This window comes from Streptococcus mitis (genome assembly GCF_946190335.1).
Taxonomy (GTDB): domain Bacteria; phylum Bacillota; class Bacilli; order Lactobacillales; family Streptococcaceae; genus Streptococcus; species Streptococcus mitis_CH.
In genome coordinates, this window is the sequence record NZ_CAMHZN010000008.1 from 1 (window position 1) to 12,742 (window position 12,742).

The 12,742-nt window shown below is 41.0% G+C and carries 11 protein-coding genes and 6 tRNA genes; 16 read left to right on the top strand and 1 reads right to left on the bottom strand.

Annotated features, from left to right (window positions below; genetic code table 11):
• The first annotated feature begins 1 nt into the window (after window position 1).
• From N8O43_RS09335 to pcp, 14 genes are all read left to right on the top strand, one after another.
• Window positions 2-74, top strand: a tRNA-Phe gene (locus tag N8O43_RS09335).
• A gap of 12 nt (window positions 75-86) precedes the next feature.
• A tRNA-Tyr gene (locus tag N8O43_RS09340) sits at window positions 87-167 on the top strand.
• A 4-nt stretch (window positions 168-171) separates the two neighbouring features.
• Window positions 172-242, top strand: a tRNA-Trp gene (locus N8O43_RS09345).
• A gap of 14 nt (window positions 243-256) precedes the next feature.
• Window positions 257-329: transfer RNA gene (locus tag N8O43_RS09350), tRNA-His, on the top strand.
• A gap of 13 nt (window positions 330-342) precedes the next feature.
• Window positions 343-414 (top strand) — tRNA-Gln (locus N8O43_RS09355).
• Window positions 415-423: 9 nt separating this feature from the next.
• Window positions 424-507 (top strand) — tRNA-Leu (locus N8O43_RS09360).
• A gap of 106 nt (window positions 508-613) precedes the next feature.
• Window positions 614-1,891 carry a glutamate-cysteine ligase family protein gene (locus tag N8O43_RS09365; protein ID WP_261009582.1) on the top strand — a complete coding sequence of 426 codons (1,278 nt, stop codon included), beginning with the start codon at window positions 614-616 and terminating at the stop codon, window positions 1,889-1,891.
• A gap of 75 nt (window positions 1,892-1,966) precedes the next feature.
• Window positions 1,967-3,451: a threonine synthase gene (thrC, locus tag N8O43_RS09370; RefSeq protein WP_261009581.1), complete on the top strand. Its 1,485-nt coding sequence runs from the start codon at window positions 1,967-1,969 to the stop codon at window positions 3,449-3,451.
• A 60-nt stretch (window positions 3,452-3,511) separates the two neighbouring features.
• On the top strand, window positions 3,512-4,792 hold the full coding sequence (locus N8O43_RS09375; RefSeq protein ID WP_261009580.1) for an MATE family efflux transporter: 1,281 nt from the start codon (window positions 3,512-3,514) through the stop codon (window positions 4,790-4,792).
• A 3-nt stretch (window positions 4,793-4,795) separates the two neighbouring features.
• Window positions 4,796-5,410: an HAD family hydrolase gene (locus N8O43_RS09380; protein WP_247928119.1), complete on the top strand. Its 615-nt coding sequence runs from the start codon at window positions 4,796-4,798 to the stop codon at window positions 5,408-5,410.
• Window positions 5,411-5,581: 171 nt separating this feature from the next.
• Window positions 5,582-6,799, top strand: a complete 1,218-nt coding sequence (locus tag N8O43_RS09385; RefSeq protein ID WP_261009579.1) for a LysM peptidoglycan-binding domain-containing protein — start codon at window positions 5,582-5,584, stop codon at window positions 6,797-6,799.
• A gap of 320 nt (window positions 6,800-7,119) precedes the next feature.
• Complete coding sequence (locus N8O43_RS09390) at window positions 7,120-7,545, top strand: MarR family winged helix-turn-helix transcriptional regulator (protein WP_261090192.1); 426 nt, start codon at window positions 7,120-7,122, stop codon at window positions 7,543-7,545.
• Between the two features lie 82 nt (window positions 7,546-7,627).
• The gene (locus N8O43_RS09395) at window positions 7,628-7,918 is read left to right on the top strand and encodes a DUF1304 domain-containing protein (RefSeq protein WP_261090194.1); all 291 of its coding nucleotides are present in this window, start codon (window positions 7,628-7,630) and stop codon (window positions 7,916-7,918) included.
• A 112-nt stretch (window positions 7,919-8,030) separates the two neighbouring features.
• Window positions 8,031-8,675, top strand: a complete 645-nt coding sequence (gene pcp / locus N8O43_RS09400; RefSeq protein ID WP_261090191.1) for a pyroglutamyl-peptidase I — start codon at window positions 8,031-8,033, stop codon at window positions 8,673-8,675.
• Window positions 8,676-8,700: 25 nt separating this feature from the next.
• On the opposite strand, the gene N8O43_RS09405 is transcribed toward pcp, so the two are convergent.
• Window positions 8,701-9,558, bottom strand: a complete 858-nt coding sequence (locus N8O43_RS09405; protein WP_153199944.1) for a DUF975 family protein — start codon at window positions 9,556-9,558, stop codon at window positions 8,701-8,703.
• A gap of 116 nt (window positions 9,559-9,674) precedes the next feature.
• Here N8O43_RS09405 and tgt point away from each other — a divergent pair, with 116 nt between their 5' ends.
• Both tgt and N8O43_RS09415 read left to right on the top strand, forming a co-directional pair.
• The gene (tgt, locus tag N8O43_RS09410) at window positions 9,675-10,817 is read left to right on the top strand and encodes a tRNA guanosine(34) transglycosylase Tgt (protein WP_001285237.1); all 1,143 of its coding nucleotides are present in this window, start codon (window positions 9,675-9,677) and stop codon (window positions 10,815-10,817) included.
• A gap of 100 nt (window positions 10,818-10,917) precedes the next feature.
• Window positions 10,918-12,735 (top strand): acyltransferase family protein, encoded by a 1,818-nt coding sequence (locus N8O43_RS09415; RefSeq protein WP_261090190.1) that lies wholly within the window; start codon window positions 10,918-10,920, stop codon window positions 12,733-12,735.
• Window positions 12,736-12,742 lie beyond the last annotated feature (7 nt).

Genomic DNA, 12,742 nt, shown 5'->3' on the forward strand with positions numbered 1-12,742 from the left:
AGGCTCGGTAGCTCAGTTGGTAGAGCAATGGATTGAAGCTCCATGTGTCGGCGGTTCGATTCCGTCTCGCGCCATTTATATATTTTGGAAGGGTAGCGAAGAGGCTAAACGCGGCGGACTGTAAATCCGCTCCTTCGGGTTCGGGGGTTCGAATCCCTCCCCTTCCATTTTACGGGCATAGTTTAAAGGTAGAACTAAGGTCTCCAAAACCTTCAGTGTGGGTTCAATTCCTACTGCCCGTGTTAATAGAATTATGGCGGGTGTGGTGAAGTGGTTAACACACCAGATTGTGGCTCTGGCATGCGTGGGTTCGATCCCCATCACTCGCCTATTTTATATTATTGGGGTATAGCCAAGCGGTAAGGCAAGGGACTTTGACTCCCTCATGCGTTGGTTCGAATCCAGCTACCCCAGTTACTATTTGCCGGCGTGGCGGAATTGGCAGACGCGCTGGACTCAAAATCCAGTGTCCGCAAGGACGTGCCGGTTCGACCCCGGCCGCCGGTATAGTATAGCGATAAGGAACGTTGTAGATCTTCGTTCCTTTTTATATTATTTTTGGTATAATAATACTTATTCAAATTTTATTTAGATTATGAAAGTGTAGGGAAGTATGTCTCGTTCTATCGATTTATTAAAACATCGGTATTTGAAAAATATTAAAGAAAATCCTGAATTGTTTGTCGGGATTGAGCTGGAATATCCTGTTGTAAACTTGGAAGGGGATGCTACAGATATTGAAGTTATCAAGTACTTATTCCGATATTTAGTTTCATATTTTGATTTAACTGTAGAAAAGGTTGATGATTTTGGGACTCCTATTCAGTTAGTGGACCCAGTAAGTCAGGATACTATTTTATTTGAAGTTTCCTATACTACGATTGAGTTTGCATTTGGTAAGGCTGAAACGATACAAGAGGTTGAAGAACGTTTTAGTATTTATATGGGAGCAATCCAGAAGAAGTTAGCTGAATTAAATCATGCTATTGTTGGCTGTGGTATTCATCCCAACTGGGATAAAAATGATAATTGTCCAGTGGCTTCCCCACGCTATCAGATGTTGATGGATTATTTGAATTTGAGTTGCAATGTGACTAAATCAGACTTGCATCATTTCCCTGAATATGGTGCTTTTATCTGTGGGAGTCAGCTACAGCTGGATGTTTCAAAATCTAACTACTTACGGGTGATTAATGTTTTTACCCAAATTGAAGCAGTTAAGGCTTATTTATTTGCAAACTCTGAGTTTGCAGGTGCGGATTGGGATACGAAAATTTCAAGGGATATTTTCTGGGAAGAATCGATGCATGGTATATATCCAGAAAACGTCGGGGTCAATGCTAGACTCTTTGAAGATGAGGATGATTTTTTTGATTATCTAGATCATTCTGCAATTTTTACTGCGGAACGTGATGGGCAAACCTATTATTTTTATCCGATTCAGGCAAGGGACTATTTGCCTACACCTGAAATCCAAGCATATGCACTTAATGGGGATGAGATTATTATTTATCCTCAAGAGAAGGATTTTGAAACACATCGTAGTTATCAGTACCAAGACTTAACGACTCGCGGAACAGTTGAGTTTCGTAGTGTGTGTACTCAACCTCTAGATAGAACCTTCGCTTCAGCAGCTTTTCACTTAGGATTGTTGGTTAATTTAGATAAGTTAGAAGCTTACTTAAGTACAGCACCTTTTTTTACAGCATTTGGCCGAAATTATAAGTTTTTAAGACGACAATTTTCTAAGAAAAAGCTTACAGAACAGGAAGAAACTGCGATAATAGAGTTTTCAAAAGACTTACTCCAGCTAACTGAGGAAGGATTGAAAATGAGAAATAAGCAAGAAATGAGCTATTTACAGTCTTTGAAAGAAGAATTGGGACTATAATTTCTTTTATAAAGGGAGAATTTTCTGAAAAATCATGATATAATGGAAGAGACTATAGATAAAGGATAGAGAGTAATGACATTAGTTTATCAATCAACGCGTGATGCCAACAATACAGTAACTGCCAGCCAAGCCATTTTGCAAGGTTTGGCGACGGATGGTGGTTTGTTTACACCAGTTACTTATCCAAAGGTAGATTTGGACTTTGACAAATTGAAAGATGCTTCTTATCAGGAAGTTGCAAAGTTAGTTTTGTCAGCATTTTTAGATGATTTTACAGCTGTGGAGTTGGACTACTGTATCAACAATGCCTACGATAGCAAGTTTGATACTCCAGCTATCGCTCCTTTAGTGAAATTAGACGGCCAATACAACTTGGAACTCTTCCACGGTTCAACGATTGCCTTCAAGGATATGGCCTTGTCTATCTTGCCATACTTTATGACGACTGCTGCTAAGAAACATGGCTTGGAGAACAAGATTGTCATTTTGACAGCCACATCTGGTGATACTGGGAAAGCTGCTATGGCAGGATTTGCGGACGTGCCTGGAACTGAGATTATCGTCTTTTATCCAAAGGATGGTGTCAGCAAAGTACAAGAGTTGCAAATGACCACTCAGACTGGCGACAATACTCATGTTATCGCCATTGACGGTAACTTTGACGATGCGCAAACCAACGTGAAGCATATGTTTAATGATGTGGCTCTCCGTGAAAAATTGGCTGCTAACAAGTTGCAATTTTCATCAGCTAACTCTATGAACATTGGTCGTTTGGTACCACAGATTGTTTATTATGTTTATGCCTACGCTCAATTGGTTAAGACTGGTGAAATTGTGGCTGGTGATAAGGTCAACTTCACAGTACCAACAGGAAACTTTGGAAATATCTTGGCTGCCTTTTATGCAAAACAAATTGGTCTTCCAGTTGGTAAATTAATTTGTGCTTCAAATGACAACAATGTTTTAACTGACTTCTTTAAAACACGTGTTTACGACAAGAAACGTGAGTTTAAAGTAACAACTAGTCCATCTATGGATATCTTGGTATCTTCAAACTTGGAACGTTTGATTTTCCATCTTTTGGGGAATGATGCAGTTAAGACAGCTGAACTCATGAATGCCTTGAATACACAAGGACAATATGAATTGACTGATTTTAATGCTGAGATTCTGGACCTCTTTGCGGCTGAATATGCGACTGAGGAAGAAACTTCGGCAGAAATCAAACGTGTTTACCAAACAGATGCCTACATTGAGGATCCACATACGGCAGTTGCCTCAGCAGTTTATAAGAAATACCAAGCGGCTACTGGCGATGTGACTAAGACAGTGATTGCTTCAACAGCGAGTCCATACAAGTTCCCAGTGGTTGCAGTAGAAGCTGTAACTGGAAAATCAGGGCTTGGCGACTTTGAAGCCTTGGCTCAATTACATGATATTTCAGGAGTGGTAGTGCCACCAGCGGTTGATGAGCTTGAAACAGCTCATGTTCGTCATAAGACAACAGTGGCAGCTGCTAACATGCAAGCAGAGGTTGAGGCTTATCTAGGGCTTTAAGACAGAGGGAGTAAACTCGGTTGGGAAACCAACTGAGTTTCTTTTCATCAGGAGGAGAGATTGTTTAAGAAAAATAAAGACATTCTTAATATTGCCTTACCAGCTATGGGTGAAAACTTTTTGCAGATGCTCATGGGAATGGTGGACAGTTATTTGGTTGCTCATTTAGGATTGATAGCTATTTCAGGTGTTTCAGTAGCTGGTAATATTATCACCATTTATCAGGCGATTTTCATTGCTCTGGGGGCAGCTATTTCTAGTGTTATTTCAAAAAGTTTGGGTCAGAAGAATCAGTCTAAGCTAGCCTATCATGTGACTGAGGCGTTAAAAATTACTTTACTATTAAGTTTCCTTTTAGGAGCTTTGTCTATCTTCGCTGGACAAGAGATGATAGGACTTTTGGGAACTGAGCAGGCTGTGGCCGAGAGTGGTGGACTCTACTTATCTTTGGTAGGCGGATCGATTGTTCTCTTGGGCTTGATGACGAGTCTAGGTGCCTTGATTCGTGCAACGCATAATCCGCGTCTGCCTCTTTATGTCAGCCTCTTGTCAAATGCCTTGAATATTCTCTTTTCCAGTCTAGCTATTTTTGTACTGGATATGGGGATAGCGGGTGTTGCTTGGGGGACTATTCTGTCTCGTTTGGTTGGTCTTGTGATTTTGTGGTCACAATTAAAACTGCCTTATACGAAACCGACTTTTGGTTTAGATAAGGAACTGTTGACCTTGGCTTTACCAGCAGCTGGAGAGCGACTTATGATGCGGGCTGGAGATGTAGTGATCATTGCCTTGGTCGTTTCGTTTGGGACGGAGGCAGTGGCTGGAAATGCGGTCGGAGAAGTCTTGACCCAGTTTAACTACATGCCTGCCTTTGGCGTTGCTACGGCAACGGTCATGCTGGTAGCTCGAGCAGTTGGAGAGGATAATTGGAAAAGAGTCGCTAGTTTGAGCAAGCAAACCTTTTGGCTTTCTCTTTTTCTCATGTTGCCCTTGACCTTTAGTATCTATGCCTTAGGAGTACCACTGACTCATCTCTATACGACTGATCCTCTAGCGGTTGAGGCTAGTGTTCTAGTGACACTGTTTTCACTACTTGGAACCCCTATGACGACAGGAACAGTCATCTATACGGCAGTATGGCAGGGTTTGGGCAATGCTCGCCTTCCCTTTTATGCGACAAGCATAGGGATGTGGTGTATCCGCATTGGAACAGGATATCTGATGGGGCTTGTTCTTGGTTGGGGCTTGCCTGGTATTTGGGCCGGAACTCTTTTGGATAATGGTTTTCGTTGGTTATTTCTACGCTACCGTTACCAGCGTTATATGAGCTTGAAAGGATAGGAAATGCAAAAAACAGCTTTTATTTGGGATTTAGACGGGACTTTATTGGACTCTTACGAAGCGATTTTATCAGGGATTGAGGAGACTTTTGGTCAGTTTTCTATTCCTTATGATAAGGAGAAAGTGAGAGAGTTTATCCTCAAGTATTCGGTGCAGGATTTGCTTGTGCAGGTTGCTGAAGAGCGAAAGCTAGATGCGGAAGTGCTAAATCAGGTGCGTGCCCAGAGCCTGGCTGAAAAGAATGCTCAGGTAATTTTGATGCCAGGTGCGCGTGAAGTGTTAGCTTGGGCAGATCAAGTAGGGATTCGGAACTTTGTTTACACTCATAAGGGAGACAATGCTTTTACCATTCTCAGAGATTTGGGGTTGGAATCCTATTTTACAGCGATTTTAACCAGTCAAAGCGGCTTTGCGCGGAAGCCAAGTCCAGAAGCGGCTACCTATCTGTTAGACAAGTATCAGCTGAATCCTGATAACACCTATTATATAGGGGACCGGACTCTGGATGTGGAATTCGCTCAGAATAGTGGGATTCAAAGTATCAACTTTTTAGAGTCGACTTATGAAGGTAATTATAGAATTCAAGCACTAGCAGATATTCCTTATATTTTTGAATGAAAGTGACGATAAGATTGTGTCAGTTTTGTGACAGAGACCTAACAAACTATTTCAAGTAACCGAGTTTGTTACAAGGAATAGACAGTTCTGTTAAATAGGCCCGAGAGGGCTTTTTTTCTGCATTTTTTGTGTTATGATAGACAGGTACTCATTTGAAAGGAATTTGAAAGAATGAAGAAAAGAATATTATTAGCATCAACAGTAGCTTTGTCGTTTGCCCCAGTATTGGCAACTCAAGCAGAAGAAGTTCTTTGGACTGCCCGTAGTGTTGAACAAATCCAAAATGATTTGACTAAAACGGACAACAAAACAAGTTATACAGTACAGTATGGCGATACTTTAAGTACCATTGCAGAAGCCTTGGGTGTAGATGTCACAGTCCTTGCGAATTTGAATAAAATCACGAATATGGACTTGATTTTCCCAGAAACTGTTTTGACAACGACTGTTAATGAAGCAGAAGAAGTAACAGAAGTTGAAATCCAAACTCCTCAAGCAGATTCTAGTGAAGAAGTTACAACTGCGACAGCAGATTTGACAACCAATCAAGTGACCGTTGATAATCAAACTGTTCAGGTTGCAGATCCTTCTCAACCAATTGCAGAAGCTCCAAAAGCGGTAGAAACTACAAGCACAAAAGAAGTAGCATCAAATTCAGAAGTTGCAGAGACAGTGACTGCTGCAGAAGACGTGGCACCATCTACAGACTCTTCTACGTCAGCGGAGCAAACATTCGAAACAACCAGTCCAGTTGAAGAATCAGCTCCTCAGGCAACGACTCTAGCTGAGAAAGAGGAAACTCAAGCAAACCCACAAGCTGCTTCAACAGTGGAACCAATTACAACTCCAGTAGAAGAAAAAGCAACAGAAACAACTGCACCAAGTTCAGAAGAAGCAAAAGAAGAATCATCAAGTAGAGCATCATCAAGTGAAGATACACCAGCAGTTTCTACTTATCAACCGGAAGAGACAAAAACAGCTTCAACAACTTACGCGGCTCCAGCTGCACCTGATTATGCTGGACTTGCAGTAGCAAAATCTGAAAATGCAGGCCTTCAACCACAAACGGCTGCCTTTAAAGAAGAAATTGCTAACTTGTTTGGCATCACATCCTTTAGTGGTTACCGTCCAGGAGATAGTGGAGATCACGGAAAAGGTTTGGCTATCGACTTTATGGTACCAGAAGGTTCAGAACTAGGGGATAAGATTGCGGAATACGCTATTCAAAATATGGCTAGTCGTGGTATTAGTTATATCATCTGGAAACAACGTTTCTATGCTTCATTCGATAGCAAATATGGACCAGCTAATACTTGGAATTCAATGCCAGACCGTGGTAGCGTAACAGAGAATCACTATGATCACGTTCACGTTTCAATGAATGGATAAGCCAGACTTGGTAATATCATTTTGACGAATGAGATCTAGCTTTCGTGATAGGAAGCGAGTCTCGTTCGTTTTTTTCTTTGTCATACTCTTCGAAAATCTCTTCAAACCACGTCAGTTTTATCTGCAACCTCAAAGCTGTGCTTTGAGCAACCTGCGGCTAGCTTCCTAGTTTGCCCTTTGATTTTCATTGAGTATCAATATGAATGGAGAATGGGAAGTTAGCATTTTGTAATGAGTTAAGCAAAATTCTTGCAATCTATTTTACTTTATATTAGAGTTGATTAGTCAACTATTGATAAATCAAGAAAAAAGAGGAAGAAATGCTAGAGATTCAAGATCTACTTTATCAACTCCGCTTGTCTGAGCAAGCGAGTACGCAATTGTTTGAAAAAAGGATTGGGATTAGTTTGACACGGTATCAGATTTTATTATTTTTGCTGAAGCATTCCCCTTGTAATCAAATAGCAGTTCAGGAGCGTTTGAAAATTGATCAGGCTGCTTTGACACGGCATTTCAAGATTTTAGAAAAGGAAGGTTTAGTGGAGCGTCATCGCAATCCTGAAAATCAGCGAGAAGTGTTGGTAGAGGCTACGAAGTATGCGAAGAATCGGTTAGTAGTGAATCCCCCTCTGCAGCACATCAGGGTTAAGGAAGAGATGGAAAGTATCTTAACAGAGTCTGAAAGAACAGAACTCAGCCGTTTATTAAACAAATTAGTTTTGGGTATTGAAAATATAGAAATTTAAGGAGAAGTAGATGTCAACTATTACAATCATTTTAGCAACGATTGTTGCTTTGGAGCATTTTTACATTTTTTATTTGTAAAGTATTGCAACGAAATCAGATGCGACTAGTCGTGTCTTTAACATGGACAAGGAAGAACAGGCTCGTCCGTCGGTAAGTTCACTGTTTAAAAATCAAGGGATTTATAATGCTTTGCTAGGAGTCTTTCTCTTGTATGGAATTTATTTCTCACAGAATTTAGAAATTGTGACTATTTTTGTTTTATTTGTGATTGGTGCTGCGGCTTATGGCTCTCTCACAGCAGACAAGAAAATTATTTTGAAGCAAGGTGGACCAGCTATTTTGGCCTTGATTAGTATTTTCCTCTTTAAATAAACTTTAATGCCAGTCTTATCCTCTCTAGTCCTTTTCACTCCAGAATAAGAGAAATATGTTATACTTGTTTCTAAGAAAAAAGTCTCATTGAATTAGTTTTGAGGAGTTAGAAATGAAAGTATTAGTGACAGGTTTTGAGCCCTTTGGAGGGGAAAAGGTTAATCCAGCCTTGGAGGCCATTAAAGGTTTACCAGCTGAAATCCATGGTGCTGAGGTCCGTTGGTTAGAAGTGCCAACAGTCTTTCACAAATCGGCTCAAGTATTGGAAGAAGAGATGAACCGCTATCAACCGGACTTTGTCCTTTGTATCGGCCAAGCAGGTGGAAGGTCTAGCTTGACACCTGAGCGAGTAGCTATTAATCAAGATGATGCACGGATTCCTGATAATGAGGGTAATCAACCGATTGACTTTCCCATTCGCCCAGATGGTGCTTCGGCCTACTTTAGTAGTTTGCCGATTAAAGCGATGGTTCAAGCTATAAAAAAAGAAGGTTTGCCGGCCTCTGTTTCCAATACTGCAGGGACTTTTGTCTGCAATCATTTGATGTATCAGGTCCTCTATTTGGTAGAAAAGAAATTTCCCCATGTTAAGGCAGGTTTTATGCATATTCCTTATATGATGGAACAGGTGGTGAATCGACCGACCACTCCAGCTATGAGTTTAGTGGATATTAGGCGAGGGATAGAAGCAGCAATCGGCGCCATTATAGAACATGGAGATCAGGACCTCAAGTTGGTAGGCGGAGAAACTCATTGATAGAAAAAAGCTTGAGGGGTTACCTTCAAGCTTTTGGACGTTTTCGAGCCAGTACTGCTCGGTAAAAAATCATTTTATTAATTTGAATGTAGGGTAGGAGTGAGAAACTAGCAATTCCAAAGGTAATCCAATTGAGGAAATACCAAGGAAGGAGTTGTAAGTCTAGGACAAAGCGCTGAAATTTGTAACCTTTCATTAAGAAACGGCTGGTTTTAAGGATTTGTCCTGGTTTGGCTTGTCCTAAGTCTAGGGTGTCACAGAGGAGAAATTCTACCTGTGAATAGGCATAGTATTGTGGAATATAGAGACTATTTCCGACAATCATCAAGAGGATACTTGCTAGAAAGTAAAGACCAAAGATCATGAGGAAGTGCTCGGTTTCAATTGACGAGAGATCCAAATTGGGAAATTCAGGATGAAGGACAACGAATTTCTTTGCTAGAAAGCTACTGTAAAAAAGAAAGTAAATTCCAAGCAAACTAGGAATACTCCATAAGAAGAGATAGAAACGTTTGAGAAGGAGAGTCAAAAAGGTTTGTGAAAAGTGCTCTTCGTTAAAGAGTGTGAGACTATTTTTGACGGATAGTCCTGTATCAGGATTCTTGATGAGTTTCAGTGTTGTATAGACTGAACTGGTTAGAAGTATTGTTCCGATAAAGGAAACTAATAATGGAAAGAGGTAGGCTTGGAATACATGGCCAAACACGCTTAAAAAGGGTTGTTCTAAAATTGCTTCGTTGATACGCTCTAAGGGATTGAGGAAGCCAGACAAGATGACCAGCATGCTAGGTAAGAGATAGACGAGAAAGAGGCGGGGATTTTCAGCCTGAAATTGTCTGGCTTGCAGACGAACGGTTTTTAAATCAATTTTTGGGTATTTCATTCTCTCATTATACCATAGTTCGTGACAGTTCCTCCTTTTTTTGATAAAATCATACAGTATGCCCTTGGGCACAAAGTATGAACTGGGACTGTCTTTTCCAGCTTCGGAGGTAAAAAATGTCAGATTCACCAATCAAATATCGTTTGATTAAGAAAGAAAAACACACAGGAGCTCGTCTGGGAGAAATCATCACTCCCCACGGTACCTTCCCAACACCTATGTTTATGCCAGTTGGGACACAAGCCACTGTCAAAACTCAGTCGCCTGAAGAATTGAAGGAGATGGGTTCGGGAATTATCCTGTCAAACACCTATCATCTCTGGCTTCGTCCTGGAGATGAACTCATCGCACGCGCAGGTGGTCTCCACAAGTTCATGAATTGGGACCAGCCTATTTTGACAGATAGTGGTGGTTTTCAGGTTTATTCCTTAGCAGATAGCCGCAATATCACAGAAGAAGGGGTAACCTTTAAAAACCATCTCAATGGTTCTAAGATGTTCCTATCACCAGAAAAAGCCATTTCTATTCAGAACAATCTGGGCTCAGACATCATGATGTCCTTTGACGAATGTCCTCAGTTTTATCAACCATACGACTACGTTAAGAAATCAATCGAGCGTACCAGTCGTTGGGCTGAGCGTGGTTTGAAGGCTCACCGTCGTCCACATGACCAAGGTTTGTTTGGGATTGTGCAGGGGGCAGGATTTGAAGACTTGCGTCGCCAATCGGCTCATGACCTTGTTAGCATGGATTTCCCAGGCTACTCTATCGGTGGTTTGGCGGTGGGAGAAACCCACGAAGAGATGAATGCAGTCTTGGACTTTACAACTCAACTGCTGCCTGAAAATAAACCTCGCTATTTGATGGGGGTGGGAGCGCCAGATAGCTTGATTGATGGGGTGATTCGTGGGGTGGATATGTTTGACTGTGTCTTGCCGACTCGAATCGCTCGTAATGGGACTTGTATGACCAGTCAAGGTCGTTTGGTTGTCAAAAATGCTCAGTTTGCTGAGGACTTTACGCCACTGGATCCTGAGTGTGATTGCTACACATGTAAGAACTATACACGCGCCTACCTTCGTCACCTGCTCAAGGCTGATGAAACCTTTGGTATCCGCTTGACGAGTTATCACAATCTTTACTTCTTGCTTAACCTGATGAAGCAAGTGAGACAAGCCATCATGGATGACAATCTCTTGGAATTCCGTGAGTATTTTGTTGAAAAATATGGCTATAATAAGTCAGGCCGTAATTTTTAAACTGGAATTGATATAAGCTAAAAATCCTAAGTTTTCTCTTGGGATTTTTCTTCTTTTTTTGATAGAATAAAGTGTATAATGAAAGGGAGAATAAACTCGTATGCGTATTAAATGGTTTTCCTTGATTAGGATTACAGGTTTACTTTTGGTACTCTTGTATCATTTCTTTCAGACAATCTTTCCTGGAGGATTTTTCGGGGTAGATGTCTTTTTCACATTTTCAGGCTTTCTGATTACGGCTCTACTTATCGAAGAATTTTCTAAAAATCATGAAATTGATTTGGTTGGATTTTTTAGGAGACGCTTTTATCGTATCGTGCCGCCCGTGGTTTTGATGGTCTTGGTGACCATGCCCTTTACCTTTCTAGTTCGACAAGATTATGTGGCTGGAATTGGGGGTCAGATTGCGGGTGTCTTAGGCTTCATGACAAACTTCTATGAACTCCTAACAGGTGGGAGTTATGAATCTCAGTTCATTCCTCATTTGTTTGTTCATAATTGGAGTTTGGCAGTTGAGGTTCACTACTATATTCTTTGGGGATTGGCAGTTTGGTTCTTATCCAAACAGGCTAAATCAAATGGTCAGTTGAAGGGGATGGTTTTTCTCTTATCAGCTGCTGCCTTCTTGATTAGTTTCTTCTCCATGTTTATTGGTAGTTTTCTAGTAACCTCCTATTCCTCTGTTTACTTCTCCAGTTTAACTCATGTCTATCCATTCTTTTTGGGAAGTATCCTAGCAACTATTGTAGGCGTTCGTCATACGACTTCTTTAGTTAAGCAGTTGGATAAAATCTGGGATTTACGCAAGACCCTTTTAGTTTTTGCAGGAGGTTTTGGCTTCTTACTCATTTTGACCTTCTTTGTCAAATTTACCTATCTCTTTGCCTATCTTATGGGCTTCTTGCTTGCCAGCATTGCGGCCATTGCTATGATTCTGGCGGCGCGTGTCTTACATGAAAAGACTCCTCATATACAGGAGCCAAAGATTATCAGCTTTTTAGCGGATACTAGCTATGCGGTTTATCTTTTCCATTGGCCTTTCTATATCATTTTTTCACAGTTGACATCAAATCTTCTTGCTGTGTTATTAACTTTGATTTTTTCTTATGGATTCGCCGGTCTATCATTTTATGTGTTGGAACCTTGGATTGCAGGAAAGGACACACCTATTATACAAACCCTCCGTCCCCTGCCTCATATTCACATAATCCTTGCAGCAAGTACTGGAATTTTAGCCTTCATTGTCTTCTTAGTAACTCTGTTGGCACCACAAGTGGGAGCTTTTGAGACAGACTTAACTGTCAATGGCTTGAAGCAAGCTGCAACAAATATTAACCAGACCAAGGTAATGACAGAACGGGCAGAAGCTGATAGTTTAGGAATTGCTGATGGCACTATGTTAATTGGTGACTCGGTGGCTTTAAGGGCAAATACAGCCCTGCAGACAGCCCTTCCTGGAGCACAGATTAACGCGCAGGTCAGCAGAACAACCAAGACTGCCAATGAAATCATGCTCAACAATAGCCAGAATAAATTTTTACCTAAGATGGTGGTCATTGCGACTGGGGTAAATAATCCTGAAAATTACAAGGAAGATTGGGATAGTATCGTAAAAAATCTTCCTAAGGGCCACCATATGGTTTTGGTGACTCCTTATGAGGGGGATAAGACAAAAGAGACCTATGCAATCGTTGAGAAGGCGGCTGCCTATATGAGAGAATTGGCAGAGAAAACTCCTTACATTACGATAGCAGATTGGAATCAAGCTGCTAAGGAACATCCAGAAATTTGGACTGGGACAGACCAAGTCCATTTTGGAAGTGACAATAGTAAAATTGAAGCAGGAGCTAAATTGTATGCAGATACCATTGCTGCAGCCTTGCAAACAGCTCAAGACAAGCCGGTTAAATCAAAATAACTTGTAT

Excerpts from the sequence above, each read along its gene's own strand:
- N8O43_RS09365 (WP_261009582.1), top strand. The coding sequence starts at position 614 with ATGTCTCGTTCTATCGATTTATTAAAACATCGGTATTTGAAAAATATT.
- N8O43_RS09385 (WP_261009579.1), top strand. The coding sequence starts at position 5,582 with ATGAAGAAAAGAATATTATTAGCATCAACAGTAGCTTTGTCGTTTGCC.
- N8O43_RS09380 (WP_247928119.1), top strand. The coding sequence starts at position 4,796 with ATGCAAAAAACAGCTTTTATTTGGGATTTAGACGGGACTTTATTGGAC.
- N8O43_RS09405 (WP_153199944.1), bottom strand. The coding sequence starts at position 9,558 with ATGAAATACCCAAAAATTGATTTAAAAACCGTTCGTCTGCAAGCCAGA.
- tgt (WP_001285237.1), top strand. The coding sequence starts at position 9,675 with ATGTCAGATTCACCAATCAAATATCGTTTGATTAAGAAAGAAAAACAC.
- N8O43_RS09390 (WP_261090192.1), top strand. The coding sequence starts at position 7,120 with ATGCTAGAGATTCAAGATCTACTTTATCAACTCCGCTTGTCTGAGCAA.
- N8O43_RS09415 (WP_261090190.1), top strand. The coding sequence starts at position 10,918 with ATGCGTATTAAATGGTTTTCCTTGATTAGGATTACAGGTTTACTTTTG.
- pcp (WP_261090191.1), top strand. The coding sequence starts at position 8,031 with ATGAAAGTATTAGTGACAGGTTTTGAGCCCTTTGGAGGGGAAAAGGTT.
- thrC (WP_261009581.1), top strand. The coding sequence starts at position 1,967 with ATGACATTAGTTTATCAATCAACGCGTGATGCCAACAATACAGTAACT.